Raw genomic sequence first — 25,083 nt, 5'->3', positions numbered from 1 at the left:
TGGCGCCGACCTGCCCGTCATCCCTCCACAGGCGTCTCGATACGCCGCTCGTTCCTCGCGGTTACTCGACGAACATGGTCCTGACCTTCTCAGCCACCAGGTCGCCGAAGACCCGGTGTCCGGCGGGGTCGGGGTGGAGGTCGTCGTCGAGATAGGCGAGGTCCACCCCCAGCATGCTCAGGTACGGCATCCCCTGGGCCGCCGAGAGCCGCGCGAGAGCCGCGTCGACGGCCTCCACCGAGGCGCGCGGGCGTTCCGGCGCCGGGGGCGGACCCACGACGAGCACGTGGCGGCCGTCGAGCACCCGGACCAGGCGCGCGAACCCTGCCTCGAGATCGGCGAGCGACTGGTCGTAGTCGTTGAGCCCACCTTCGACGACGACCAGGTCGGTCGCACCACTCAGCGAACGCGCCGCGCGCGTGGCGTAGGAGACGTCGCCACAGCCGCTCGCACCGACCGTGAACCCGCTGCCGGAGAAGCCGTCGACGCGGACCCGGCCGGGCAGGCGCACCGGCCACGACTCGCTCCGGCGGACGCCTGCGCCGACGGAGTAGGAGTCGCCGATCACCAGGACGTCTGCCCCGGAACCCGTCACGAGCGAAGCCCGCGCCTCGGCGCGTTCGCCGATCACCGCACACCGGTCGGGTCGGGCACCGGCGCGCGCCAGCACCGTCGTACTCACGGCGACGACCAACAGCGTCGCGAGCACGGACAGGAGAAGCCGGGGACGGGTGATGCGCCGAGTCACGCCCAGATCATCCGTCGCACCTGACGAACGCGCTGCGAATTCGCCGAAATGACAGCAGATTCGTCAGGTGCGTTGGTCACACGGCGTAGTCGGCGAGCTCGCCGGCCAGTGCCTCGGAGGTACGGCCGGTGACGTGACTGCCATCGGCCGTGTGCTCGATCGTGGCGATCTCGCCGTCGCGGTGGATCCGGTCGATCAGGTCACCGCGCGCGTAGGGAACCAGCGCGGAGAACGCGACCTGGGGACGCGGGAGGTCGCCCTCGATCAGGGCGAGCGCCTCCTTGATGCCCTCGCCGGTGTGAGCGGAGACCGCGATGGAGTGCGGCTCGCGGCGGAGCAACCGGTCGATGACCAGCGGGTCCGCGGCGTCGACCTTGTTGATCACGACCAGCTCGGGGACGTCGCCGGCGTCGATGTCGGCGAGCACCGCGCGGACCGCGTTGAGCTGGCCCTCGGGGTCGGGGTGCGAGCCGTCGACGACGTGCACGATCAGGTCGGCGTCGGCGACCTCCTCCAGCGTCGACCGGAAGGCCTCCACCAGCTGGTGCGGCAGGTGCCGGACGAAGCCGACCGTGTCGCTCATCGTGAAGACGCGACCGTCTGCGGTCGTCGTACGACGGGTGGTGGGGTCCAGCGTCGCGAAGAGGGAGTCCTCGACGAGCACTCCTGCACCGGTCAGCCGGTTGAGCAGGGAGGACTTGCCGGCGTTGGTGTAGCCGGCGATGGCGACGGAGGGGATGTGGTTGCGACGGCGCTCCTGGCGCTTGGTGTCGCGGGTCCCCTTCATCACCTTCAGGTCGCGGCGGAGCTTGGCGATCTTGTCGTTGATGCGACGCCGGTCGGTCTCGATCTTGGTCTCACCGGGACCACGGCCACCGATACCGGCGCCGTCGGCGCCGACGCGGCCACCGGCCTGGCGCGACAGGTTGCCACCCCAACCACGCAGCCGCTGCTTCATGTAGCTGAGCTGGGCCAGCTCGACCTGTGCCTGGCCCTCGGCGGACTTCGCGTGCTGGGCGAAGATGTCGAGGATCAGCGCGGTCCGGTCGACGACCTTGACCTTGACCCGGTCCTCCAGGTTGCGCAGCTGCGAGGGGGCGAGCTCACCGTCACAGATGACGGTGTCGGCGCCGCTGGCCTGGACGATCTCGGCCAGCCCCTCGACCTTGCCGCGGCCGATGTACGTCGCCGGGTCGGGCGACTGGCGACGCTGGTAGATCGCGTCGAGCACCTCGGAGCCGGCGGTCTCGGCGAGCAGGGCGAGCTCGGCCATGGCGTTCTCGTGGTCCTGGACGGTGCCCTCGGTCCACACCCCGACGAGCACGACGCGCTCGAGCCGGAGCTGGCGGTACTCGACCTCGGAGATGTCCTCGAGCTCGGTGCGCAGCCCGGCGACACGACGCAGCTCGTGGCGCGCCGCCAGGTCCATGTCGCCCGCGGTGGGCTCGTCGGCGGAGGCAGGCGCGTAGCCCGACTCGAAGGTGTCGTTGTCGGGGTCGTCCCAGCCCTCGGTGGCGCGGAGGGCGGAATCGAGCGAGAAGTCTTCAGCATGGTTCGTCATAGGCGTATCCAATGTAACGACGAACTGTCGCCAAGGCTTCCCGATTACCGGGAGCGGGACGGCTCACCGCCGATCCTGCACCAACTGCGGCGCCGCACTCCTTGCGTTACCGCAGTTTGTGCGGCACCATGGACGGCATGACCGAACCGAAGCGAGGCGACCGCCCGACTCCCCCCGCGCCCCCTGCAGGAGCCCCCGCTGCGCCACTGGCCGGGCCACTGTCTGGGCCACTGGCCGGGCCGTCGCGCGAGGCGCTGGCCGTCGTACGACGGGCGCTGGACGAGGCGGAGTCCCGCGATTCCGTCGGGGCCCTGCCCTACCTTCGGGAAGCCGCCGATCGCCTCACCGAGATCCTCGACGAGGCGATGGCAGCCGCCGTGCTGACCGGTCAGGCGTCCCTGCGTGGGGCAGGGGCGCAGGCCGGGCTCACGGAGAACGCCGTCGGCCCGCGTCTGGCGCGCACCCGCAGCCTTGCGGCGTACGCCGACGACCGGGGGCGCGTCACGGCCGCCGGGGTCGAACGTGCGAAGTACGACCTCGAGACCGGTCAACCGCGGCAACCCGCCGCAGCACCGGCGCCGATGCGGTTCAAGCCGCGACGGAGCCAATGAGAGCGGCGCCCGATCGGCGCCCGAATGGAGGAATCATGACTCGAGCCGACCTCACCCACCTGTACTTCCTGCTCGACCGCAGCGGATCGATGCAGTCCATCAAGGCCGACACCGAGGGAGGTTTTGCCGCCTTCATCGCCGAGCAGCGTGCTGTCCCGGGTGACTGCCGGGTCACCCTCGCCCAGTTCGACAACGAGTACGACGTCGTGTTCGCCAACGTCCCGATCGCGGACGTGCCGACCCTGGACCTGCAGCCGCGCGGCTCGACCGCGCTGCTCGACGCGATGGGCCGACTGATCACCACGGCCGGCCAGGAGCTGGCCGCGCTGAAGGAGGACGACCGTCCCGGGACCGTGATCGTCGCGGTGATGACCGACGGCCACGAGAACTCCAGCCAGGAGTGGACCCACCCCGCGATCAAGGCGCTCGTCGAGCAGCAGACCAACGGCTTCGCGTGGCAGTTCCTCTACATGGGGGCCGACCAGGACGCGATCGAGGTCGGCACCAGCCTCGGCGTCTCTGCCGGCGCATCGGTCACCTACGGGCGCGGCAAGAGTCGCGACGTGATGGCCATGACGTCGCAGAAGCTGGGCAAGCTCCGCGGTGACCGGTCTGTCGCCCCGCCAGGAGCGCCGGCTCCGATGATGGCCGACTACAGCCGCGAGGAACGCGAGTCCGTCGCCGACTGATCCGGCTCGAGGACCCGCTGCCACAGCACGGTCCCGACGGCGTCGTACAAGCGCACGGTCAGCTCTCCTGAGGGCGCGATGGAGAGCTGGCCGATGTGCTGGTTGTCAGGGCGCGGCGCGATCTTCACCGGCAGCGACTCGTCCTTGCCGTGGGTGAAGTGGACGAGGGGGCCGAAGGTGCGGTCCAGCTCGTCGGGCCGTGCGGTGAACGGTGAGCAGTGCAGCGGCCCCGAGATGAACTCCCAGAACGGCTCGAAGTCGGTGAACGTCGCCCGCTCCGGGGAGTAGTGGTTGGCCGCGGTGTAGTGCACGTCAGCGGTGATCCAGACGACGTTCCTGATGCCGTGACGCTTGATCGCCGAGAGGACGCGACCGATCTCGGGCTCGCGCCCCAACGGGCGGCCGGGGTCGCCGTTGGACACACCGTCGAGGTCGTGCAGACGCTTGGCCGGCGCGGAGAGCGGCTGGTCGATCGAGATCACCTTCCACGTGGCGGTGGAGCGGCGCAGGCCTGCAATCAGCCAGTCCTCCTGCTCCTGGCCGAGCAGCCCCTGCGGGGCACGCGCGTCGCGCGGGTCGGCGGCAGGGTTGCCTCCACGGAAGCTGCGCATGTCGAGCAGGAACAGGTCCAGGTGCTGCCCGCGCGGGATCTTCCGGTAGAGCCGGGTCGGCACGAAGCCGTCCCCGTCGGCCGGGACCAGACGCTTGACCGGCACCGGCTGGTACTCCTGCCACGCCCGCCGCCCGCGCAACGCCAGGACGTCGGCCCGCCGCTCGGTGTAGCGGTCGTCGTCGATCGTCTCGCCGGGCCACCAGTTGTTGCAGGTCTCGTGGTCGTCCCACTGCACGGCCGAGGGTACGGCGGCGTAGAAGTCGCGCACGTTGTCGTCGCGCAGCGGGTAGCGGTGCCGGCCGCGGAAGTGCTCGAGGGTCTCGGCGACGACCATGACCTCCTCGGTCAGCTCGTTCTGCCACGTGCTGCCGTTCTCGAGCAGGAGCTTCGAGGACTCCATCGGTTCGTCGGCGTAGATCGTGTCGCCGACGTGGATGAACAGGTCCGGTCGCAGGTCCAGCATCGCGCGGTACGCCGTCATCCCGCCGCGCGCACGATCGATCCCCCAGCCCTGGCCGTTGGTGTCCCCGGACCACACGATCGACTGCGCGGCGCCATGGATCGGTGCGGTGGCGAACGACAGCAGCTGCGGCGCGCTCCGCTCCCCTTCCGGCGTCTCGAACCACACCTCGGCGTCGTACTCCCGACCGGGCGCGAGGTCGGTCAGGTGCATCCGCGCGGTGAAATCGGTGCGCGGATCGGCCCAACGGCCGCGGATCGTGCCCCGCAGCCGCCCGCCGCTCGACAGGCGCACCATCATCCGGCTCGGCTCGACCGCACGGGACCACAGCACTGCGGAGCTCGTCGTGACCTCACCGCTGCGCACGCCCGACGTCAGGTCCCGGCGCCGTTCCACGAAGCTCGGCCATCGGTCGGCGAGGCCGAGGACCGCCGCGCCGGAGAGGCCGGCGACCACCGTCGTACGGCGCCCGACTCGCAGCTCACCGAGGCGGGTCTGGTCGTCCCAGAGCAACGTCACGTTCCGAGAGGCAACCGGCTCCCGACGACCGGGACGCGATCACCAAGGGGCTGCGCGGTGAACGTCACAGGACCGTTCACCGGCGCGGGCCATAGCCACGTGGCGCCACCCGTCGTTGTAGGGACATGCGCGACACACCGGGGGCCCAGACGAGGGTGTTCTTCATCTGGGCGGCCATCCTGGTGATGGTCACCGTCGGCGTCATCGTCCTGCTCCGCCCCGACTCACCCGAGCGGGCCATCGACGATGGTCGCCCTCGCGCGGGCGAGGACGTCACGACCCTCGCGACCGAACAGGCCACGACCAAGAAGAAGCCGAAGATCATCGAGTCGAGCGAGCTGCCGGCCGCCTTCGGCAACAACTTTCCCGGTCTCGGCGTCCAGCCGGGCGGCATACGCGGGAACGGTGCGTCGTACTCCGCCGAGAAGCACGAGGTGACGATCCGGTGGCGTGCCCGGCACCCGCTCGGGCTGGTCGCCTACATCGTCCCGACGAGCACCAACAACTCCCAGGGCTCCCACGTCGAGAACAGCAACAGCTGGTCGATGTCCACGGTCGCGTTCGGCAACCCCGACTACGCCGTCGCGTTCGTGCAGGCGCGTGCCGACGGTCAGCCCGTCACGTGCGAGATCCTCATCGACGGCCGCGTCACGGACCGCCGGTCGACCGTCGGTCCCTACGGCAGCGTCTGGTGCCAGGGCTGATCCAGCCCCGGCACCACTGCGAGCGAACTACTTCGGGGGCATCCGGATGCCGCCGTCGACGCGGACGACCTCGCCGTTCATGTACGAGTTCGTCAGGCACTCGATGACCATGCTGGCCAGCTCGTCGGGCGAGCCGAGACGCTTCGGGAACAGCACGTTCTGGCCGAGGTTGGCCTTGAACGCCTCGGAGGCCTCACCCTCGCCGTAGATCGGGGTGTCGATCAGGCCGGGGGCCACGGTGTTGAGGCGGATGCCGGCAGCCGACAGGTCGCGCGCCACGGGAAGGGTCATGCCGACCACGCCACCCTTGGAGGCGGAGTACGACGCCTGGCCGATCTGGCCGTCGAACGCGGCCACGCTGGCAAGGTTCACGATGGCGCCCCGGCAGCCGTCGGCGTCGGGCTCGTTCAGGCTCATCGCGGTCGCGGCCTGGCGGACCATGTCGAAAGTGCCGATCAGGTTGATGTGGACGACCTTGGTGAAGGCCTCCAGCGAGTGGGCCGACTCGAGCTGGCCGTCGCGACCGATGGTGCGCTGCGCCCAGCCGATGCCGGCCGAGTTGACCACGGCGCGCAGCGGGGCGATCTCGGCGGCAGCCTTGACCGCGGCGGCGATCTGCTCGGTGTTCGTGACGTCGACCTGGGCGAAGATGCCGCCGATCTCGGCGGCGAGCGCCTCGCCCTTGTCGGCCTGCAGGTCGGCGACGACGACGGTCGCGCCCTTGGCAGCGAGCTGACGGGCGGCCGCGGCACCGATGCCCGACGCGCCACCGGTGACGATGGCAGAAGATCCAGTGAGTTCCATGGTCGCGAGCATAGGGGCCGCGGAGAACCGTGACACCAACGGTGTCAGAGTGCGGTCCGGCCCTCTGCGACGATCACGGCAGGTCCCGTCATCAGGATCCGGTCGTCGGCCGTCCAGCTGATCCGGAGCGTGCCGCCGGGCAGGTCGATCCGGTAGTCGGTATCGCGCGCGGCACCGTCGGCGAGCGCTGCGGCCACCATCACCGCGCAGGCGCCGGTCCCGCACGAGCGGGTCTCGCCCGAGCCCCGCTCGTGGACCCGCATCGCGACGTGGCCGGGCCCGCGTCGTACGACGAACTCGACGTTGACCCCGTGCGGGTAGACGGCAGCGTCGTGGAGGGGCGGCTCGAACAGCGGGCCGACGTCGGCGAGGTCGGCGCCGTCGTCGAGGAAGGCCACGGCGTGGGGGTTGCCCATGTCGACGTGGAGGGCTGGCCACGACTGGTCGCCGATCGACACCTGGGTGTCCTCGAGGACCTTCGGGACTCCCATGTCGACGGTGATCTCGCCGTCGGCGACACCGCCGGCGAAGGTCAGCACCTTCACGCCGGCGCGGGTCGCGACGGGGACGGGGGTGGCCGGATCGGCCAGGCCAGCAACGGCGAGGTGCCGCCCGAAGACCCGGATGCCGTTGCCGCACATCTCCGAGACCGAACCGTCGGCGTTGCGGTAGTCCATGAACCACTCGGCGTTCTGTCCTGCGGCATCGCGGATCGCCACCGCCCGGATGACCCGGAGGACGCCGTCACCGCCGATGCCCGCGCGGCGGTCACAGAGAGCGCGGACCCGATCGGCGTCGAGGTCGCCGTGGACGGTGCCGTCGTGATCGGGGAGCAGCACGAAGTCGTTCTCGGTGCCGTGGCCCTTGAGGAAGGCGTAGTCAGCCATAGAGGCCGTCCTTGTAGGACTCGCCGTAGTAGGCGTCGAGCTCCTCGAGCGGGGTGTCCGGTCGCTCCAGGCGATGGGCCAGTACGGCGCGGCGCGGGACGGTGCCGTCGGGGTTCCAGCTCTCCGGCTGCCACAGCTGCGATCGCAGGAACGCCTTCGCGCAGTGGAAGAAGACGGTCTCGATCTCGACGACGACGGCCAGCAGCGGCCGGTGCCCCTTGACCACCATCTCGTCGAAGAACGGAGCGTCGCTGACGAGCCGGGCGCGGCCGTTGATCCGCAACGTGTCGCCGCGACCGGGGATCAGGAAATTCAGCCCGACCTGCGGGTTGGCGAGGATGTTGCGGTAGCCGTCCGCGCGACGGTTGCCCGGCCGCTCGGCGATCGCGATCGTCTGGTCGTCGACGACGTGGACCAGGTGACCGGCCGGGTCGCCCTTCGGCGAGACGTCGCAGCGGCCCTCGGCGTCAGCGGTGCCGAGGAAGCAGAACGGCGTGGCCGCGAGCCAGTCGCGGTCGACCTCGGTCAGCGTGGCGCGTTCCTTGGCCCGCGCCGCCGCGGTGGGCTCACCGAGCAGCGCGCTCAGCGCGTCATCGCTGGTGATCTCGGTCCAGCCGGGTGCGGTCCTCACCCCACGATCGTAGGCGGTGGCTGTCCGTCAGTCGGGATCGACGACCATCGCCGAACCCCCGCCGCGGCGGGTGGGTTCGGCCACGGCGGTCAGCTGCCCGTCGGGCCCGAGCTCGATCGCCGCGACGGCACCGATCTCGGCGGCGCTGGTGCCCGGCGGACCGGCCACCGTGAGCGTGTGTCCGTAGCCGCCCAGCGCGGCGCCGTACGCATCGATGAAGGCCTGCTCAGCCGTCACTGCCGTGGTGTTGCGCTGGGACGCGCGCGGAGCCGCGACCGCCTCGGGAAGGGACATGCCGAGGTCGAGCCGGTTGAGCAGCACCTGGAGGACGGTCGTGATGATCGTGGAACCACCCGGGGACCCGAGCGCCAGCACCGGGTCACCGTCGCGAAGCACGATCGTCGGCGACATCGAGCTCCGCGGACGCTTGCCGGGCTGGATCCGGTTCGGGTCGGTCTCGTTGTAGATCGTGCTGAAGTCGGTCAGCTCGTTGTTGAGGATGAAGCCGCGACCGGGCACGACGATGCCCGATCCGCCGGTCTGCTCGATCGTCAGCGTGTAGGAGACGACGTTCCCCCAGCGGTCCGCCGTCGTCAGGTGGGTGGTCGAGAGTCCCTCGGTGTCGGCGTCCGGCACTCCTGTCGCGTCGGCGGCGCAGAGGCCGTCGTACGACGTCACGTCGCCGGCCGGCACCGGCTTGGTCGCCGCGACCGCCGGGTCGAGCGCGCAGGCCCGCTCCTTGGCGAAGGTGTCGTCGAGCAGCGCGTCGATGGGTACGTCGACGTGGGCGGGATCACCGACGTACTTCCCGCGATCGGCGAAGGCCAGCGCCGTCGACTCGAGGTAGTGGTGGAGTGCGCCGACCGGCGTCATCGCACCGAGGTCGAACTGCTCGAGGATGTTGAGCGACTCCCCGACCGTCGTGCCGCCCGAGGACGACGGCGCCATCCCGTAGACGTCGTGGCCGCGGTACGAGACGTGGGTCGGCTCCTGCACGAGCGCCTCGTAGCCGGCGAGGTCCGCAGTGGTCATGCTGCCGGGCGGCACGGGCAGGTCGGTGGCGCCGCTGAGCGGCGGCTGTTGCACGTTCTCGGCGATCTCGGCGGCCAGGCCACCTTCGTAGAACCAGTCGGTGCCCCGGGCGCCGAGGAGGCGATAGGTCCTGGCCAGGTCAGGGTTGCGGAGCCGGCTCCCGACGGCCGGGACGCCGTCGGCGAGGTAGAGGTCGGTGGTGCTGGAGAAGGTCCGGAAGCGAGCGGCGTTCTCGCTGGTCTGCAGTGCGAAGGTCGGGTCGACGACGAACCCACGCTGAGCCAGGCCGGCAGCGGGCTTCAGCGCGTCGGCGAGCGAGAGACTGCCCCACCGGTCGAGCGCCTCCTGCCAGGTCGCCGGGGTGCCGGGGACCCCGACGGACACGCCGCTGGTGACGAGGTCAGGGCTGAACCGGTACGGCGCCCCGGTCGCCGGATCGATGAACGCGTCCGGCTGGATGCCCGCCGGTGCGGTCTCCCGGCCGTCGATGGTGGTGACCTCGCCCGTGGCTGCGTCGTAGTGGACGAAGTAGCCGCCACCGCCGATGCCCGCGCTGTAGGGCTCGGTCACGCCGAGGGCGGCCGCAGTGGCGACGGCCGCGTCGACGGCATTGCCGCCGCGCTCCAGCACCTGCAGGCCGATCGCCGAGGCATCGGGATCCACCGAGCTGACGGCGCCGCCGTGGCCGACCGCGACCGGAGACCTCGGCGGCGCGGAAGGTGCGGGCGGGTCGGCGGTCGCCGGGGCGACCAGCCCGAGGGCGAGGGTGGTCACGGACGTGGTGACGAGGGCGAGGGTTCGGCGCACGATGTCCTCCCGAGAGATCCAGAGCCGTTGCTTCCACCATCCCCCCGTTGTCCCCTCCGTTGTCAAGGGCGGGCTACTCCGAGGGACGGTCCTCCGTGAGGACGCCGTCGACCTCGTAGCGGGCCGTCACGAAGGCGCCGTTCTGGGCGGTCTCCACGAGCCGCAGGTCGAGGCGGCGAGGCAGGATCGGGCGGCCCGCACCGAGGGTGACGGGCGCGATCGAGACGATCACCTCGTCGAGCAGTCCGGCGTCGGCGAACTGTCCAGCGAGGTCTCCCCCACCGACCACCCACACGTCCTTGTCCCCCGCGGCGGCCACCAGGTCGTCGTACACGCTGGTGACGTCGCCGCGGGCGAAGCGGACGTCGGCACCCTCGAGGACGGGGAGGTCGCGCGAGGTCAGCACCCACGCCGGCATGGAGTAGAACCACGCCTCACCGGACTTCTCGAGGTGCGCGAGCACCCATTCATACGTCGTCGAGCCCATCACGATCGCACCGATCTCCTTGATGAAGGCGCCGTAGTTCTGCGGGCCCTCCTCGTCCAGGTCCTGGCGCATCAGCCAGTCCAGCGAGTCGTCCGGATCGGCGATGAAGCCGTCGAGCGTGGTGGCCGTGTAGTAGGTCGTCCGAGGCATGTCACCAGCATGGACCCGGGCGCCGACAACCAGCGCCCCTCGGCGGGTCATCACCTGGGGGCCGGGGTGAGCACCTCGGGCCCGAGCCACTTGCACGCGATCAGGGCCAGCTGCAGGTCGAGCCGCTCCTCGCTGAGCGGCTTGCCCCGCACCTCGATCGCCCGGTCGATGCGGTACTTCACGGTGTTCTTGTGCAGGTGCGTCCGGGCGGCCGTGGCGACATAGCTCTCGCGGTCCTCGACGAACGCGAGCAGCGTCTCGCGCATCCGGGCTGCGGCCTCGGTGTCGGCGCCCAGGTCGCCCAGTGTCCGGGCCACCATCCGCCGGGCTGCGGCCAGGTCGCGGGACAGCAGTGCAGCAGCGCGCACGCTCGGATCGGCGTACGAGACGACACGCGCCTCGGAGCCCTGGTTGTGGAGGCTCACCTCGTGGGCGGCCGCCGCACCCAGGTGCGTGACCCGGAAGCCCGGTTCCCCTGCCTCCGGCGTGCCGAGCGCGACCTTAACGCCCGCCTCCCCCTCTGCCAGCCCGTCTCCCAGCGCATCGGCCAGGGCCGCCACGACCGCGTCGAGGTCAAGGTCGGCAGACCGGCCGATGGGGATCCAGCCCCAGGCCGTCGCCCGATCCCGCGGGACGAAGAGCGGATGTCCGCTCCCGAACTGCTTCGCGAGGCGAGCGAGAAGCCGCTCGGACTCGGCGAGTCCGGCGTCCCCACCCGTGGTCCACAGCACCACGCCGAGGTGGTGCTGGCGGAGCCGGTAGCCCAGGGCTGCCTCGGCTGCGGCGAGATCCACCCGGGCACCGGCGAGCAGCGCGTCGACCGTCTCACGCTGGACGGCACTGCGGTTCGCGAGCCAGCGCTCCCGCTCGTCCTGGTAGGCCTCGATGACGTCCTCGGACACCGCATCGATGTATTGGAAGGAGATGTCGGTGAGCAGGCTGCTCGTCGCCAACGCCAGCAACGGATCCGACATCTGGCGGACGATCTGCTCGTTCGCCCACTGCAGGACCAGCTGCTGGCCGAGGCGGTAGGCCCGCAGGAGCGCGCTCGGCGGCGTACCGCGCTGGGCGAGCCGGCGGGCGTACTCGACGGCCGCTGCGGGTGCCCGAATGCCCTCGATCGGCGCATGGCCCTGCAACAGGTGCGCCAGCGTCTCGAGGTTGGAGCCGGTGCTCCCGACGAGAAGGTCGACGAGCGTGGGGTCGTGCGGCAGCGCGGGGATCCGCTCGCCGAACTGCTGCACGAGGTGATCAGTCAGCGTCTGGGCGTTCTCGACCAGCAGCCGGGCGATGCCCGCGAGCTCCTTCTGGGCGTCCGGCACCCCACACCTCCTGGAGATGGCCGAGTTGGACGATGACACCAACGAGTGACGGCGCTCACGTCATCCTGACAGACTCAACGGACGCCGGTCCTGCTGCGCCCGCCCCGAATCCCAGTCCCGAAATTGGTGCGCGACACCAAGAAAGGCGTACGTCGCGCGTCCTAGCGTGACCGGCATGACCCTCGACTTCCTCCCCTGGCTGCGCCCGGCGTCGTACGACGACCGCCCCTGCGTCCGCGACGAGCGGCTCGCCCTCACGTACCGCGAGTTCGGCGAGCGGGTCGAAGCCGCGGCCGAACAGTTCGCGGCCCGCGGCGTGGGCGCCGGCTCCGTGGTGGCCGTGATGCTGCCCAACCGGATCGAGCTGCTCGTCTCGATCATGGCCGCGTGGCGCCTGGGCGCTGCGGCCACGCCGGTGAACCCGACGCTCACCGTCCCGGAGGCGGCGCACCAGATCGGCGACTCGGGTGCGGAGCTGCTGGTCACCACCGATCCGTCGGTGGTGCACGGCGACGCCGTCACGCTGGCCGCCGACCGGCTCGCCAGCACGCCCGAGGGCACCCTGCCGCCGCCGGAGAACGCAGCCTCCGACCTGGCACTGCTGGTCTACACGAGCGGATCGACCGGGCGCCCCAAGGGCGTCATGCTCGACCACGGCAACCTCGACGCGATGATCACGAGCATGGGCGCGGCGATCGGCATCACGACCGACGACCACTGCCTGCTGGTGCTGCCGCTGTTCCACGTCAATGCCATCTGCGTCAGCTTCCTGACCCCGATCTCGGTGGGCGCCCAGCTGTCGGTGCTGGAGCGGTTCCACCCCGTCGAGTTCCTGTCGTCGATCGAGCGGCTGCGCCCGACGTACTTCTCGGCAGTGCCCACGATCTACTCGCACCTGGTCGCCCTGCCCGAGGAGGTGCGGCCCGACGTCAGCTCGGTGCGGTTCGCGATCTGCGGCGCGGCCCCCGCTCCGCCGGACCTGTTCGCCGGTGTCGAGAAGCGGTTCGGCTTTCCCCTGGTGGAGGGCTACGGCCTGTCGGAGGGCACCTGCGCCTCGACGTGCAACCCGGTCGACGGGGTCCGCAAGCCGGGCAGCGTCGGACCGGCCCTGCCCGGCCAGCTGGTCGCGATCATGGCGCCCGACGGGTCCCTGCTCCCGCTGGGTGAGCGCGGCGAGGTCGTGATCAAGGGCGGCAACGTGATGCGCGGCTACCTCCATCGCCCGGAGGCCACGGCCGAGGCACTCGGGGACGGCTGGCTGCACACGGGCGACGTGGGGATCCTCGACGAGGACGGGTACCTGCGGATCGTGGACCGGATCAAGGACATGATCATCCGCGGCGGGGAGAACATCTACCCGAAGGAGATCGAGAACGTGCTGCACAGCGATCCGTCCGTCCTCGAGGCCGCGGTCGTCGGTGGCCCGGACCCCGTGTACGGCGAGGTGGTGGTCGCCTTCGTCGCTCCGGAGCCCGGCGGCGAGGTGGACCGTGACGCCGTTCTCGCCCGGTGCCGCGCAGAACTTGCCAAGATCAAGGTCCCGGTCGCCCTCCATGTCCGGGAGACCCTGCCCAAGAACGCCGTGGGCAAGATCGACAAGCCCGGGCTGCGGGCCCAGCTGGCGGACCTCGCGGTCGCCGCAGGAAAGGACTCCTGACATGGGATTCATCAACCCCTCGCCGCAGCCGGTGCCGCCGGCCGAGTTCCTCCGCCTGCCCCTGCAGGAGCGGATCCGGGTGCTGAGCACCCACTGGGTCGAGGACGGCTTCGGCACCCCCCGGGTGCTGCACGTCGTGTACGTCCTCAAGATGCTCGGCCTCTACTTCGCGGTGGGCCTGTGGATCACCTCGATGACCACTGCGGGCGTCGAATTCGCCGACCCCGGCACCTGGTTCGACAACGTGGTCGTCTACCAGAAGCTCGCGGTCTGGCTGATGCTGCTCGAGGTGATCGGCCTCGGTGGTGCGTTCGGCCCCTTGTGTGGCCACTTCGTCCCGATGCTGGGCAACATCCGCTACTGGCTGCGTCCCGGCACGATCCGGATGGCGCCGTGGGGCCGCCACGTCCCGCTGACCGGCGGCGACGAGCGCACGGTGGTCGACGTGATCCTGTACGTCGGCGTCCTCGCGAGCCTCGTCGTCCCGCTGGTCGTCCACGCCGATCCGGTGGCGTTGCTCCCGGCCGGCACCGGTCCCCAGGAGCTGATCCCACCAGCCGCGTTCATCCCGGTCCTGGTGCTGATGCCGCTGATGGGCCTGCGCGACAAGGTGGTCTTCCTGGCGGCGCGCTCCGAGCAGTACCTCCCGATCATGCTGTTCTCGGCGACCCTCGGGGCGATCGCCACCCGGGACGGCGCGAGTGCCGCGGACTTCGTGAACCTGGTCGTCGCGTTCAAGATCATCATCTGCATCGTCTGGATCGGTGCCGGGGTGTCGAAGTTCGGCGAACACTTCGCCCACGTGGTCCCGCCGATGGTGTCCAACAGCCCGGGCCAGCTGAGCATCGTCAAGCGGCTGCACTACCGCAACGAACCCGACGACCTGCGCCCGTCCGGGCTGGCGAAGTTCATGGCCCACGTCGGCGGTACGACGGTCGAGATCGTCATCCCGGTCGTGCTGCTGACCACGACCAACAACACCGTCGCGATGCTCGGAGCCGTGGCGATGCTGGTGTTCCACATCTTCATCACCTCGACGTTCCCGCTCGCCGTACCGCTGGAGTGGAACGTCTACTTCGGCTACATCGCGATCGTGCTGTGGGGCGGCTTCGGGAACGGCTTCGACGCGTCGGTCTACAACATCTGGGACTTCTCCGAACCGCTGCTGCTCATCCCGGTCTTCGGCCTGCTGCTGTTCGGGCCGGTCCTGGGCAACCTGCGCCCCGACCTGGTCTCGTTCCTGCCCTCCATGCGGCAGTACGCCGGCAACTGGGCCTCGGCGGTCTGGACGATGAAGCCCGGGGTGGAGGAGCGGCTGAACGAGCTGCCGCAGGTCGAGATCCAGGTCGACCAGCTGCAGCGGATGAAGCCGACGCCGCTCGAGCACGATGACGCCGAGATGACCCTGCAGAAGGTGATGGCCTGGCGCGCGATGCACAGCCAGGGGCGCGGCCTGTTCTCCGTGCTCCGCGAGCACCTCGACGACATCGAGGAGCGCACCCTCCGGGAGGGCGAGTTCGTCTGCAACGTCGTGCTGGGCTGGAACTTCGGCGACGGGCACCTCCACGACGAGCGGATGGTCGCGGCCATCCAGAAGCGCCTCGACCTCGCACCTGGCGACCTGGTCGTCGCCTACTGCGAGTCGCAGCCGACCCCGTGGCGGACCTCACGCCCCCAGCACTACCGGGTGATCGACGCAGCGCTCGGCGTGGTCGAGCGCGGCACGTGGGACGTGCGCGACTGCGTGAAGGAACAGCCGTGGCTGCCGAACGGGCCGATCCCCCTGCAGGTGGGCTGGACGGCCGACGGCTACCGTCGCCAGCACACCCTCACCACCGGAAGGGACGCCGTCACGTGAGCACCGCAGTCGTCGTGGGGAGCGGGCCGAACGGCCTCGCCGGCGCCATCCGCCTGGCCCAGGAGGGTCTCGACGTCACCGTCCTCGAGGCCCATGACCGACCCGGGGGCGGCACCCGCACCAGCGAGCTGACCCTGCCCGGACTGCTCCACGACGACTGCGCCGCGTTCCACCCGACCGGAGTGGCCTCGCCCTACTTCGCCTCGCTGGGGCTGGAGCGACACGGGCTGAGGTGGCTGTGGCCGGAGATCGACCTGGCCCACCCTCTCGACGACGGCCGGGCCGGGATCGCGACCCGCGACATGAACGCCACGGTGGCCACGCTGGGCCGCGACGGTGCCCGGTGGCGGCGCATCTTCGACCCCATCGTCCGCAACTTCGACGACCTGATCGGCGAGGTGTTCCAACCGGTCGCTCACGTGCCGAGGCATCCGCTCACGCTGTCCAGGTTCGGGGTCAAGGCGCTGCTGCCGGCCACCTGGACCGCGCGCCGCTTCAGCGACGACCCGGCGAAGGCCCTGTTCATGGGCGTCGCCGCCCACGCCTTCGGTCGCCTCGACACCCCCTTGAGCGGTTCGGTCGGCCTGATGCTCACCGGTTCAGCGCACGCGGTCGGGTGGCCGGTCGCCGAGGGCGGCACCGAGGCGATCACGCGAGCCCTGATCGCCGAGCTCCAGGAGCACGGTGGCAAGGTGCGTACGGGCGTCCGGGTCACCTCACTCGACCAGCTCCGCGAGCTCACCGGAGCCGCCCCTGACGTCGTGCTCCTCGACACCGCACCGGCCGGCGTGCTCGACATCGTCGGCGATCGGCTGCCCCGTCGGGTCCACCGCGCGCTGTCGCGCTACACCTACGGCCCTGCGGCCTTCAAGGTCGACTTCGCCATCGAGGGCGACATCCCCTGGATCAACGAGGACTGCCGCCGGGCCGGCACCCTGCACCTGGGCGGTACGGCGGAACAGATCCGCGCGATCGAGGCCGGCACCGTGCGCGGAGAGATGGCAGAGCAGCCGTTCGTGCTGCTCGGCCAGCAGTACCTCATCGACCCGAGTCGGTCGAGCGGTGGCGCGAACCCGGTCTATGCCTACGCCCACGTGCCGCACGGCTGGACCGGCGACGCGACCGAGGCGATCACCGGGCAGATCGAGCGCTTCGCCCCCGGCTTCCGCGACCTCATCCTCGCGACGTCGACGCGATCGGCCCCGGAGATGGAGGTCTACAACGCCAACTACGTCGGCGGCGACATCAGCGCCGGCGCCAACACCGCACTGCAGATCGCGTTCCGGCCACGTCCGGCGCTGAACCCGTACGCCCTCGGCGTCGACGGCGTGTACCTCTGCTCGTCAGCCACGCCGCCCGGTGGGGGCGTGCACGGCATGGGTGGCTTCAATGCGGCGGAAACGGCCCTGCGCCGACTCCGCTGACGCTCACCGCTGGATCGCGGCAAGTGCCTTCGCGACACGGTCCGGGTCGTCGTACTCCACCCAGGTGATGCGGGGATCGGCGCGCCACCAGGCCATCTGGCGGCGGGAGAACTTGCGGGTCGCGATGAAGGTGCGCTCCTGCGCCTCCTCCAGCGACATCTCCCCCGCCAGTGCGGCCATCACCTGGCGGTAGCCGATGGCGACGCGGGCGGTGCGGCCCTCGGCCAGTCCCCGGGCCAACAGACCCTCGACCTCCGCGACGAAGCCCTCGTCGAACATCGCCTGGACGCGTTGGCGGATCCGGTCCTCGAGGACTGCCGGATCGATGGAGACGCCGATCTGGACGGTGTGCGGGTCGACGTACTCCTGCACGGGCAGGCGGGCGCTGTAGGGCTCGCCGGTCAGCTCGATCACCTCGAGCGCCCGCACGATGCGGCGCCCGTTCTCGCCGATCCGGTCCGCAGCCACGGGGTCGAGCACCCGCAGGCGGCCGCTCATCGCGGCCACACCGGCCTCCACCAGCTCGGCCTCCAGCCGTTCCCGTACGACGGCGTCGGTCCCGGGGAAGTCGAACTGGTCGAGGATCACCCGGGTGTAGAGGCCCGAACCGCCCACCAGGACAGGCGTCACGCCGCGGCTGCGCAGCTCGGCGATCGCCGTACGCGCCCAGTCCTGGAAGTCCGAGACCGTGGCGACGTCGCTGATGTCGAGGGTGTCGAGCAGGTGGTGCGGGATGCCGCGTCGTTCGGCGAGCGGCAGCTTCGCCGTACCGATGTCCATGCCGCGGTAGACCTGCATCGCATCGGTGTTGACGATTTCTCCGTGCAGTGCGGAAGCCAGATCCAGGGACAACGCCGTCTTGCCGCTGGCGGTGGGTCCCACGAGCGCCACGATCGGAATCTCCGACGGGTTGTTGGGCTGCGGCATGTGGCCAGTGTGGCAAGGTTGCCGCGAGCGACTCACCCGGGTCGCGGATCATTCCAACTGTTGGGGGTTTCTCGTGGGCTTTCTGGATGACGCCAAGGACAAGGTGACCGACGCGGTCGACAGCCAGGGCGACAAGATCGGCGACGCGGTCGACAAGGCTGCGGACTTCGCGTCCGACAAGACCGGCGGCAAGTTCGACGACAAGATCGACCTGGGCGCCGACAAGGCCAAGGACGCGCTCGACGGCCTCGACGGCCAGAACGACGACATCAACTGATTGATCTCGAGACGGTTGCAGAGCAACCTCCTCGATCAACGAAGGGCACCTCGGTGACTGTGCTGGACCCCGCGACCGGCAAGACGCGGTTCGTGGTGGTACCCGCTTCGTACGTCTTCCTCCTCAGGGAGACAACGGACGGCACGGCCACCGAGGTGCTTCTGCAATTGCGGCAGGGCACCGGCTACATGGACGACCACTGGGCCGCTGCCGCGGCCGGTCACGTGGAACGCGGTGAGACCGCGGAGGCCGCCGCCCGGCGCGAGGCCCTCGAGGAGATCGAGGTGAGCGACCTCGACCTCACCTTCGCGACCGCGATGCAGCGCACCGCACACGACCTCCCCATCGACGAACGCGTCGACTTCTTCTTCACCGCCCGCTCCTGGTCCGGGGTCCCACGCATCGTGGAGCCGACCAAGTGCGCCGACCTGCGCTGGTTCCGGCTCGACGCGCTGCCGGAACCGGTGGTCCCGCACGAGCGCGTCGTCCTCGACGGTCTCCGTCGCGGCGACCTGCCGGGTCTCAGCCAGCACGGGTTCTGAGCGGCCTTCCTCGGCCCCGGATGAATTCCGGGTCAGCGGATACCTCTCCCCCGAGGAGGGTGATCATGACCGAACAACCCGAGGAAGCCGTACGAGTGGACCCCGACAACGATGCCGGGCAGAGCCTGCCGCCAGCACCCGAGCCGACTGCCGAGCCTCAGGCGCCGCCGCCCGGCGGCCCGAACGGGCTCGAGGGTGTGGGCGGCGACGGGGCCTACACGACCGACGCGCGCGACCCCGATCCCCACAAGAATCCGGCGACCGACGAGCTCCCTGCGGACACGCTTGAGCTCGAGGACACCGACACCGAGGCGACGAAGGGCAACCCGGACGTCAAGCCGGAGGACGAGTCCCCGGCCTGAGGAACGGCTGTTGGTCAGCCGCAGACCGGGCCGGCGGCAAGCGGGGCCGGTACACCGACGGTCGGCATGCCGAGACCGACACCCGTGGGCGCGGCGGGCGCGGCGTTCCGCCGGTCCCACGCGTCGCCCGAGCGGGTACGACGCAGCGCGCGCACCGGGCCGTCGGCGATCAGGTGGTGCGGGGCACCGTGCGTGATCACGACGGTGACCACGTCGCCGGGGCGCGGTGCGCCCTCGACCAGGGAGAAGTCGGCCTCGAAGTGCACGAGCCGGTTGTCCGGTCCGCGCCCGGAGAGGCGGTGCGTCTCGGCGTCCTTGCGGCCCTCGCCCTCGGAGACCATCAGCTCGACCTCGCGGCCGACCAGCAACATGTTCTCCTCCCACGCGACCTGGGTGACCAGCTCCGCGAGGCGCAGGTAGCGCTCCTTGACGACCTCCGGGGAGATCTGGCCCTCGAGCGTCGCGGCCGGCGTTCCGGGGCGCTTGGAGTACTGGAAGGTGAAGGCACCGGCGAATCGCGCCCGGCGCACGACCTCGAGCGTCTGCTCGAAGTCCTCGTCGGTCTCGCCGGGGAAGCCCACGATGATGTCGGTGGTGATCGCTGCGTCAGGCATGGCCGCACGGACCCGCTCGATGATGCCGAGGTACTTCGCCTGCCGGTAGGACCGGCGCATGTCCTTGAGCACCTTGTCGGAGCCGGACTGCAGCGGCATGTGCAGCTGGGGCATCACGTTGGGCGTCTCGGCCATCGCCTCGATGACGTCGTCGGTGAACTCGGCCGGGTGGGGGCTGGTGAACCGCACACGGTCGAGGCCCTCGATCGCGCCGCAGGCCCGCAGCAGCTTGGAGAACGCCTGGCGGTCGCCGAACTCCACGCCGTACGCGTTGACGTTCTGGCCGAGCAGGGTGATCTCGGAGACGCCCTCGGCGACCAGCGCCTCGATCTCGGCGAGGATCTCGCCGGGGCGGCGGTCCTGCTCCTTGCCGCGCAGCGCCGGGACGATGCAGAACGTGCAGGTGTTGTTGCAGCCCACCGACACCGAGACCCAGGCGGCGTACGCCGAGTCCCGCTTGGTCGGCAGCGTCGAGGGGAAGACGGACAGGGACTCGAGGATCTCGACCTGCGCCTCCTCCATGATCCGGGCGCGCTCCAGCAGCACCGGCAGCGAGCCGATGTTGTGGGTGCCGAAGACGACGTCGACGTACGGCGCCTTCTCGGTGATCGTGGCGCGGTCCTTCTGGGCCAGGCAGCCACCGACGGCGATCTGCAGCCCCGGGTTGGCGGCCTTGACCGGCGCGAGCTGTGACAGGTTGCCGTAGAGCTTGTTGTCGGCGTTCTCGCGCACGGCGCAGGTGTTGAAGACGACGACGTCGGCCTGGACGTCGGCCTCCGCGGCGACGTACCCGGCGTCCTCGAGCAGCCCGGAGAGTCGTTCGGAGTCGTGCACGTTCATCTGGCACCCGTAGGTGCGGACGACGTAGGTGCGAGGCGGACTCTGCGTGGTGCTCATGACCGGTCAAGGGTACGGCGGCGCGGGCCGTGCGCCCGAATCGCACAGCCGCTGAGTAGGCTCGATACCATGGCTGAGACAGCTCCCCCCGGCTTCATGGCCCGCAACAACCAGTGGATCGGCAGCGTCCTGAGCGTCGCGGCGCTGGTCGTGTCGGTGCTGCTCGGTGCCGGGCTGATGTTCGGGACCGACACCCGCGGGGTGTCGGCGATCCTCACCGTGCTCACCGTCGCCGGCGGCACGTTCACCGTGCTGCTGTACGCGATCGGCGCGATGCTGGAGGCCCTGACGCCGACCGAGCTGTGGGACCGCGAGGAGACCGAGTGGCGCGTCGGGATGGGTCTGCCGGCACTGACGGACGCCGACGCGGCCGCGTCCGAGAAGGCCCACCGCAAGGCGATGGCGTTCGCCGTCCTGGCCATCATCGTCGGTCTGGCGCTCAGTGTGGTCCCGGCAATTGTCTGATCGTCCCTGATCTCCGGCGCGTGAACCTGGCGTCACGAATCGGTCTCGGTGGCGTGGCGGTCTAGCCGGGCGTGGCCTCGCGGGACTAACGTCCCCAAGCATGACCGTCACCGATGACGCTGCGGTCAGCAGCGGAGCGACCCGTTCCAACGACCCGTTGGTCGAGCTCGTCGACGTCCAGAAGTGGTACGGCGACCTGCACGTCCTGCAGGACATCAACCTGACCGTGCAGCGTGGCGAGGTGGTCGTCGTCATCGGCCCGTCGGGCTCCGGCAAGTCGACGCTGTGCCGCACGATCAACCGGCTCGAGACCATCGACAAGGGCTTGATCCAGGTCGACGGCGCCCCGTTGCCGCAGGAGGGCAAGGCACTGGCCGCCCACCGCGCCGACGTGGGCATGGTGTTCCAGAGCTTCAACCTCTTCGCCCACAAGACGATCCTCGAGAACGTCACGCTCGGGCCGATCAAGGTGCGCAAGAAGTCCAAGGCGGAGGCCGAGGCGCTCGCCAAGGAGCTGCTCGACCGGGTCGGCGTCGGCCACCAGGCCGCGAAGTACCCCGCCCAGCTGTCCGGTGGCCAGCAGCAGCGCGTGGCCATCGCCCGCGCTCTCGCGATGGAGCCGAAGGTGATGCTCTTCGACGAGCCGACGTCGGCACTGGACCCCGAGATGATCAAGGAAGTCCTCGACGTCATGGTCGACCTCGCCGAGCGCGGGATGACGATGATCGTGGTCACCCACGAGATGGGTTTCGCCCGTACTGCCGCCAACCGCGTCGTGTTCATGGCCGACGGACGGATGGTCGAGACCGCTGACCCGGAGACCTTCTTCACCAACCCAGAGAGCGATCGCGCCAAGGACTTCCTCGGCAAGATCCTCAAACACTGATCGCTCGGCACCCTCGGGCCTACACAAAGGAGCAGTACATGCGACTCAGGAAAGCATTCGCGGCGACGGCGGTCACCCTCATCGCTGCCACCGGCCTCGTGGCCTGCGGCGACGCCGGCGACGACAAGGCCGGCCGCGACGTCGAGGCCAAGAACGACTGTGACGACAAGTTCGAAGCAGGCTCACGCATGGCCGCGATCGCCGACGCCGGCACCATCAACGTGGGCGTCAAGTACGACCAGCCGGGCCTGGGCTTCAAGGGCGCCACCGACGACGTGCCCAGCGGGTTCGACATCGAGGTCGCCAAGCTCCTGGTGGCCGACCTGTGCATCGACCCCGCCAGCGACAAGGTGAACTGGGAAGAGACCATCTCGGACAACCGCGAGCCCTACCTCGAGTCGGGCAAGGTCGACATCGTCCTGGCGTCGTACTCCATCACCGAGGACCGCCAGAAGGTCGTCGGCCAGGCCGGGCCCTACATGGTGACCGGCCAGCGGATCCTGGTGAAGTCCGACAGCGACGTCAAGAGCGTCGATGACCTCAAGGGCAAGGAGGTCTGCTCGGTGACCGGCTCGACCTCGCTCGACCGGATCAAGGAGAAGGGCGCCAAGGGCGTCGGAGCCGACTCCTACTCCGAGTGCGCCGAGAAGGTCCTCGACGGCACCTACGTCGCGATGACCACTGACGGCACCATCCTGGCCGGCCTGGCCGCCCAGAACGAGGGCGAGCTCAAGGTCGTCGGCGACGAGTTCTCCGAGGAGAACATCGGCGTGGGCTACGGCAAGGACAAGCCCGAGATGTGCGAGTGGATCAACGGCGTCCTGTCCGACGCGTTCGAGGACGGGTCGTGGGCCGAAGCCTTCGAGCTGACCCTCGGGCCGTCGGGTGTCGAGACGCCCGAGCCGCCGGCGCTCCTGCCCTGCAAGTGACCGACGCATGACTCAGGAGTCGGGGGTCGCCCGTGACGGGCGACCCCCGGCTCCCCCATCGGAGAGGTGACGCCGTTGAACGCGGTGCTCGACAACCTTGACCAGTTCTTCAAGGCGTTCGGCTACACGTTGTTCCTGTTCCTGGTGTGCGCCGTCGCCTCCATGGCGCTGGGCGCGCTGCTCGTGGCGATGCGGGTCGGACCGATCGGCGTGCTCCGCAAGGTCGCCGCGGTCTACGTGTCCCTGGTGCGCAACACCCCGCTGGTCCTGATCTTCATCTTCTTCCACTTCGCCGCACCGATCATCGGCATCAACTTCAAGTGGGTGCAGATCTACGTCGGCAGCTTCGACTTCACCTCGGCCTTCGCCACGGCCTTCATCGCCCTGAGCCTCTACACCTCGTGCTTCGTGTGCGAGGCCCTGCGCTCGGGCGTCAACGCCGTGTCCATAGGCCAGGCTGAGGCAGCGCGTGCCATCGGCCTCCCCTTCAGCGGTGTGATGACCCAGGTGGTGCTGCCCCAGGCGCTGCGCGCATCCGTGCCGCCCCTGGCCAGCGCGCTGATCGCGATGCTCAAGAACACCTCGGTCGCCGGCATCTTCTTCCTCGCCGAGGCGACTGCCACGATGCGCGGGCTGAGCAACGACTTCAGCAGCCAGCGACTCGGGATCTTCCTCTGCTTCGCGATCGGTTACATCGTCCTGGTCGAGATCGTCTCGATGATCTCGCTGAGCTTCGAACGACGCTGGAGGATCGCATGAACACCCCACGACATTCTTCTCCTCCCCCGCTTCGCTCCGCCGTCGAACAATGCCGCAGGGACCCCGTCTGATGGCCGCGAGTGTTCTCTTCGACGCCCCCGGTCCGCGCACCCAGGTGCGGCACCGGATCTACAGCGTTGCCGCGTCCGCGGCGATCGTGGTCGTCATCGCTTACGCGCTGTGGAAGCTGAACGACGACGGCCAGTTCGAGTACGCCCTGTGGGAGCCGTTCCTCACCCCCGACTTCATCACGGCACTCCTTGTCGATGGCCTGGTCACCACGGTGACGATGGCAGTCGGTGCGATCATCGGCGCGGTCGTCTTCGGCTTCGTGTTCGGCGTCGCCAAGATGTCCGACCACAGGTTCATCCGCTGGCCTGCCTGGATCGTGGTCGAGTTCTTCCGCGCGATGCCCGTGCTGCTGTTGATGATCTTCTTGTACTTCGGGTTCTTCGTTTCGACGCAGGGCGGCTTCCTCTGGATCGACCAGCGCGGCGGCTTCTTCGCCGTCGTCATCGCCCTCACCTGCTACAACGGATCGGTCCTGGCCGAGGTCGTCCGGGCCGGCGTGGCCGCCGTGCCAAAGGGCCAAGCGGAGGCGGCGTACGCCATCGGCATGCGCAAGACCCAAGTGATGACACTGATCCTGTTGCCGCAGGCGGTGAAGGTGATGCTGCCCGCGATCATCAGCCAGATGGTCGTCGCGCTGAAGGACACCAGCCTCGGCTACGCGGTCGCTGCCCCCGGCCTGACGAAGGTCGGGCAGTCCATCTACAAGGAGTTCCACAACCAGGTGCCGACTGCGTTCGTGCTCGCCGTGCTCTACGTCGGGCTCAACCTATTGCTGACGCTGCTCGCCACCTGGATCCAGAAGCGGTTCGTCGGTGAGAAGAAGATCGACATCGTTGCTGCTGCGGCAGGGATCGACAAGGACCGCGCCTGAGCGCAGTCCGTCGTTCGTCGACGACTACTTCTTCGAGGTCACCCAGAGGTTGATGACGCCCTCGATGACGACGGTGCCGTCCTCGAGCTGGCCGCGGACGCGGACCGGGAGGTCACCCTCGGCGGCGTCCCACTGCGCCTGGTCGGTCTCGGCGATGCAGGTGATGTCGCCGGTCGCCTTCGCGGTGTAGTTGATCGACATGCCCTTGGGGATCCAGCGCTTGGTGTCCGGGACGGTGGACTCGGCGAGGGCACCCATGGCCATCTCCAGGCCGTTGCACAGCGCGATCGCGTGCACCGTGCCGATGTGGTTCTGCACGCTGCGACGCTTCGCGAAGCGGATCTCGGCGTAGTTGGGACGCATGTCGACGACGCGCGGGTGGATCGTGGCGAAGTACGGAGCCTTCTGGGCGAACGCCAAGGAGAACACCCGCTTGCCGATCGAGCCGCCGACGACCGGGACGCTGGTCGTGGTCTTCCAGAGGTTGTGTACCTGAGTCATGGCACTCAGATTACTCG

General features: G+C 69.7%; 26 protein-coding genes. 14 read left to right on the top strand and 12 right to left on the bottom strand.

Annotated elements, in window-relative coordinates:
• Positions 1-61 precede the first annotated feature (61 nt).
• Together ASD84_RS17550 and hflX are read right to left on the bottom strand one after the other, a co-directional pair.
• Positions 62-748 carry an SGNH/GDSL hydrolase family protein gene (locus tag ASD84_RS17550; protein WP_056713207.1) on the bottom strand — a complete coding sequence of 229 codons (687 nt, stop codon included), beginning with the start codon at positions 746-748 and terminating at the stop codon, positions 62-64.
• A 76-nt stretch (positions 749-824) separates the two neighbouring features.
• Positions 825-2,309, bottom strand: a complete 1,485-nt coding sequence (gene hflX, locus ASD84_RS17545; RefSeq protein WP_056713205.1) for a GTPase HflX — start codon at positions 2,307-2,309, stop codon at positions 825-827.
• 137 nt (positions 2,310-2,446) lie between these two features.
• On the opposite strand from hflX, the gene ASD84_RS17540 reads away from it, so the two are divergent.
• On the top strand, positions 2,447-2,920 hold the full coding sequence (locus ASD84_RS17540; protein WP_200954627.1) for a hypothetical protein: 474 nt from the start codon (positions 2,447-2,449) through the stop codon (positions 2,918-2,920).
• A 35-nt stretch (positions 2,921-2,955) separates the two neighbouring features.
• Positions 2,956-3,609: a vWA domain-containing protein gene (locus ASD84_RS17535; protein ID WP_056713204.1), complete on the top strand. Its 654-nt coding sequence runs from the start codon at positions 2,956-2,958 to the stop codon at positions 3,607-3,609.
• On the opposite strand, the gene ASD84_RS17530 is transcribed toward ASD84_RS17535, so the two are convergent.
• On the bottom strand, positions 3,573-5,201 hold the full coding sequence (locus ASD84_RS17530; protein ID WP_235531159.1) for an alkaline phosphatase D family protein: 1,629 nt from the start codon (positions 5,199-5,201) through the stop codon (positions 3,573-3,575). The genes ASD84_RS17535 and ASD84_RS17530 overlap by 37 nt on opposite strands.
• Before the next feature lie 125 nt (positions 5,202-5,326).
• On the opposite strand from ASD84_RS17530, the gene ASD84_RS17525 reads away from it, so the two are divergent.
• On the top strand, positions 5,327-5,905 hold the full coding sequence (locus ASD84_RS17525; RefSeq protein WP_156392070.1) for a hypothetical protein: 579 nt from the start codon (positions 5,327-5,329) through the stop codon (positions 5,903-5,905).
• Between the two features lie 27 nt (positions 5,906-5,932).
• On the opposite strand, the gene ASD84_RS17520 is transcribed toward ASD84_RS17525, so the two are convergent.
• From ASD84_RS17520 to ASD84_RS17495, 6 genes are all read right to left on the bottom strand, one after another.
• Positions 5,933-6,709, bottom strand: a complete 777-nt coding sequence (locus tag ASD84_RS17520; protein WP_056714812.1) for an SDR family NAD(P)-dependent oxidoreductase — start codon at positions 6,707-6,709, stop codon at positions 5,933-5,935.
• A gap of 44 nt (positions 6,710-6,753) precedes the next feature.
• Positions 6,754-7,596 carry a diaminopimelate epimerase gene (dapF, locus tag ASD84_RS17515; protein ID WP_056713200.1) on the bottom strand — a complete coding sequence of 281 codons (843 nt, stop codon included), beginning with the start codon at positions 7,594-7,596 and terminating at the stop codon, positions 6,754-6,756.
• The gene (locus ASD84_RS17510; RefSeq protein WP_056713199.1) at positions 7,589-8,227 is read right to left on the bottom strand and encodes a pyridoxamine 5'-phosphate oxidase family protein; all 639 of its coding nucleotides are present in this window, start codon (positions 8,225-8,227) and stop codon (positions 7,589-7,591) included. The genes dapF and ASD84_RS17510 overlap by 8 nt, the downstream gene beginning before the upstream one ends.
• Before the next feature lie 27 nt (positions 8,228-8,254).
• Complete coding sequence (gene ggt / locus ASD84_RS17505) at positions 8,255-10,066, bottom strand: gamma-glutamyltransferase (protein WP_056713196.1); 1,812 nt, start codon at positions 10,064-10,066, stop codon at positions 8,255-8,257.
• A gap of 73 nt (positions 10,067-10,139) precedes the next feature.
• The gene (locus tag ASD84_RS17500) at positions 10,140-10,703 is read right to left on the bottom strand and encodes a dihydrofolate reductase family protein (protein ID WP_056714808.1); all 564 of its coding nucleotides are present in this window, start codon (positions 10,701-10,703) and stop codon (positions 10,140-10,142) included.
• Between the two features lie 50 nt (positions 10,704-10,753).
• Positions 10,754-12,025, bottom strand: coding sequence for a PucR family transcriptional regulator (locus ASD84_RS17495; protein WP_056713194.1), 1,272 nt, complete (start codon positions 12,023-12,025; stop codon positions 10,754-10,756).
• 175 nt (positions 12,026-12,200) lie between these two features.
• On the opposite strand from ASD84_RS17495, the gene ASD84_RS17490 reads away from it, so the two are divergent.
• Genes ASD84_RS17490 through ASD84_RS17480 form a run of 3 tightly spaced genes read left to right on the top strand, consistent with a single transcriptional unit; the run spans position 12,201 to position 16,964 of the window.
• Positions 12,201-13,682: a class I adenylate-forming enzyme family protein gene (locus tag ASD84_RS17490; protein ID WP_056713192.1), complete on the top strand. Its 1,482-nt coding sequence runs from the start codon at positions 12,201-12,203 to the stop codon at positions 13,680-13,682.
• A gap of 1 nt (position 13,683) precedes the next feature.
• Entirely contained in the window at positions 13,684-15,540 is a 1,857-nt protein-coding gene (locus tag ASD84_RS17485) for a DUF3556 domain-containing protein (protein WP_056713191.1), read from the top strand.
• The gene (locus tag ASD84_RS17480) at positions 15,537-16,964 is read left to right on the top strand and encodes a phytoene desaturase family protein (RefSeq protein WP_056713188.1); all 1,428 of its coding nucleotides are present in this window, start codon (positions 15,537-15,539) and stop codon (positions 16,962-16,964) included. Before ASD84_RS17485 ends, ASD84_RS17480 begins: the two co-directional genes overlap by 4 nt.
• Before the next feature lie 3 nt (positions 16,965-16,967).
• Here ASD84_RS17480 and miaA read toward each other — a convergent pair whose 3' ends face one another.
• Positions 16,968-17,891 (bottom strand): tRNA (adenosine(37)-N6)-dimethylallyltransferase MiaA, encoded by a 924-nt coding sequence (gene miaA / locus ASD84_RS17475; RefSeq protein ID WP_056713187.1) that lies wholly within the window; start codon positions 17,889-17,891, stop codon positions 16,968-16,970.
• 73 nt (positions 17,892-17,964) lie between these two features.
• Between miaA and ASD84_RS17470 the strand changes: the two genes are divergently transcribed.
• The 3 genes from ASD84_RS17470 (at position 17,965) to ASD84_RS17460 (ending at position 19,072) form a co-directional block, all read left to right on the top strand.
• Complete coding sequence (locus ASD84_RS17470; protein ID WP_056713185.1) at positions 17,965-18,168, top strand: antitoxin; 204 nt, start codon at positions 17,965-17,967, stop codon at positions 18,166-18,168.
• A gap of 53 nt (positions 18,169-18,221) precedes the next feature.
• Entirely contained in the window at positions 18,222-18,710 is a 489-nt protein-coding gene (locus tag ASD84_RS17465) for an NUDIX domain-containing protein (protein WP_235531158.1), read from the top strand.
• A gap of 65 nt (positions 18,711-18,775) precedes the next feature.
• A complete protein-coding gene (locus tag ASD84_RS17460; protein ID WP_056713184.1) occupies positions 18,776-19,072 on the top strand; it encodes a hypothetical protein in 297 nt (98 codons plus the stop codon).
• 14 nt (positions 19,073-19,086) lie between these two features.
• Here the strand turns inward: ASD84_RS17460 and miaB are convergent, their stop codons facing one another.
• A complete protein-coding gene (gene miaB, locus ASD84_RS17455; RefSeq protein ID WP_056713182.1) occupies positions 19,087-20,583 on the bottom strand; it encodes a tRNA (N6-isopentenyl adenosine(37)-C2)-methylthiotransferase MiaB in 1,497 nt (498 codons plus the stop codon).
• A gap of 69 nt (positions 20,584-20,652) precedes the next feature.
• Here miaB and ASD84_RS17450 point away from each other — a divergent pair, with 69 nt between their 5' ends.
• From ASD84_RS17450 to ASD84_RS17430, 5 genes are all read left to right on the top strand, one after another.
• A complete protein-coding gene (locus tag ASD84_RS17450; protein WP_156392069.1) occupies positions 20,653-21,048 on the top strand; it encodes a hypothetical protein in 396 nt (131 codons plus the stop codon).
• 100 nt (positions 21,049-21,148) lie between these two features.
• The gene (locus ASD84_RS17445) at positions 21,149-21,934 is read left to right on the top strand and encodes an amino acid ABC transporter ATP-binding protein (protein WP_056713178.1); all 786 of its coding nucleotides are present in this window, start codon (positions 21,149-21,151) and stop codon (positions 21,932-21,934) included.
• Positions 21,935-21,972: 38 nt separating this feature from the next.
• Positions 21,973-22,863, top strand: coding sequence for a glutamate ABC transporter substrate-binding protein (locus ASD84_RS17440; protein ID WP_056713175.1), 891 nt, complete (start codon positions 21,973-21,975; stop codon positions 22,861-22,863).
• An 84-nt stretch (positions 22,864-22,947) separates the two neighbouring features.
• The gene (locus ASD84_RS17435) at positions 22,948-23,622 is read left to right on the top strand and encodes an amino acid ABC transporter permease (protein ID WP_235531185.1); all 675 of its coding nucleotides are present in this window, start codon (positions 22,948-22,950) and stop codon (positions 23,620-23,622) included.
• A 70-nt stretch (positions 23,623-23,692) separates the two neighbouring features.
• Positions 23,693-24,565 (top strand): amino acid ABC transporter permease, encoded by an 873-nt coding sequence (locus ASD84_RS17430; protein ID WP_056713171.1) that lies wholly within the window; start codon positions 23,693-23,695, stop codon positions 24,563-24,565.
• 24 nt (positions 24,566-24,589) lie between these two features.
• On the opposite strand, the gene ASD84_RS17425 is transcribed toward ASD84_RS17430, so the two are convergent.
• Positions 24,590-25,066, bottom strand: a complete 477-nt coding sequence (locus tag ASD84_RS17425; protein WP_056713169.1) for a hotdog fold domain-containing protein — start codon at positions 25,064-25,066, stop codon at positions 24,590-24,592.
• Positions 25,067-25,083: the final 17 nt, after the last annotated feature.

It is taken from the genome of Nocardioides sp. Root682 (genome assembly GCF_001427795.1).
GTDB lineage: Bacteria > Actinomycetota > Actinomycetes > Propionibacteriales > Nocardioidaceae > Nocardioides.
Note: the sequence above shows the minus strand (reverse complement) of the source record. Positions and strands in the feature narration are given on the sequence as shown.

What these genes read in the sequence shown, in the direction of transcription:
- ASD84_RS17490 (WP_056713192.1), top strand. Translation starts at nt 12,201, where the DNA reads ATGACCCTCGACTTCCTCCCCTGGCTGCGCCCGGCGTCGTACGACGAC.
- miaB (WP_056713182.1), bottom strand. Translation starts at nt 20,583, where the DNA reads ATGAGCACCACGCAGAGTCCGCCTCGCACCTACGTCGTCCGCACCTAC.
- dapF (WP_056713200.1), bottom strand. Translation starts at nt 7,596, where the DNA reads ATGGCTGACTACGCCTTCCTCAAGGGCCACGGCACCGAGAACGACTTC.
- ASD84_RS17485 (WP_056713191.1), top strand. Translation starts at nt 13,684, where the DNA reads ATGGGATTCATCAACCCCTCGCCGCAGCCGGTGCCGCCGGCCGAGTTC.
- ASD84_RS17450 (WP_156392069.1), top strand. Translation starts at nt 20,653, where the DNA reads ATGGCTGAGACAGCTCCCCCCGGCTTCATGGCCCGCAACAACCAGTGG.
- ASD84_RS17535 (WP_056713204.1), top strand. Translation starts at nt 2,956, where the DNA reads ATGACTCGAGCCGACCTCACCCACCTGTACTTCCTGCTCGACCGCAGC.
- ASD84_RS17525 (WP_156392070.1), top strand. Translation starts at nt 5,327, where the DNA reads ATGCGCGACACACCGGGGGCCCAGACGAGGGTGTTCTTCATCTGGGCG.
- ASD84_RS17445 (WP_056713178.1), top strand. Translation starts at nt 21,149, where the DNA reads ATGACCGTCACCGATGACGCTGCGGTCAGCAGCGGAGCGACCCGTTCC.
- ASD84_RS17520 (WP_056714812.1), bottom strand. Translation starts at nt 6,709, where the DNA reads ATGGAACTCACTGGATCTTCTGCCATCGTCACCGGTGGCGCGTCGGGC.
- ASD84_RS17425 (WP_056713169.1), bottom strand. Translation starts at nt 25,066, where the DNA reads ATGACTCAGGTACACAACCTCTGGAAGACCACGACCAGCGTCCCGGTC.
- ASD84_RS17440 (WP_056713175.1), top strand. Translation starts at nt 21,973, where the DNA reads ATGCGACTCAGGAAAGCATTCGCGGCGACGGCGGTCACCCTCATCGCT.
- ASD84_RS17430 (WP_056713171.1), top strand. Translation starts at nt 23,693, where the DNA reads ATGGCCGCGAGTGTTCTCTTCGACGCCCCCGGTCCGCGCACCCAGGTG.
- ASD84_RS17460 (WP_056713184.1), top strand. Translation starts at nt 18,776, where the DNA reads ATGACCGAACAACCCGAGGAAGCCGTACGAGTGGACCCCGACAACGAT.
- hflX (WP_056713205.1), bottom strand. Translation starts at nt 2,309, where the DNA reads ATGACGAACCATGCTGAAGACTTCTCGCTCGATTCCGCCCTCCGCGCC.
- ASD84_RS17540 (WP_200954627.1), top strand. Translation starts at nt 2,447, where the DNA reads ATGACCGAACCGAAGCGAGGCGACCGCCCGACTCCCCCCGCGCCCCCT.
- miaA (WP_056713187.1), bottom strand. Translation starts at nt 17,891, where the DNA reads ATGCCGCAGCCCAACAACCCGTCGGAGATTCCGATCGTGGCGCTCGTG.
- ASD84_RS17500 (WP_056714808.1), bottom strand. Translation starts at nt 10,703, where the DNA reads ATGCCTCGGACGACCTACTACACGGCCACCACGCTCGACGGCTTCATC.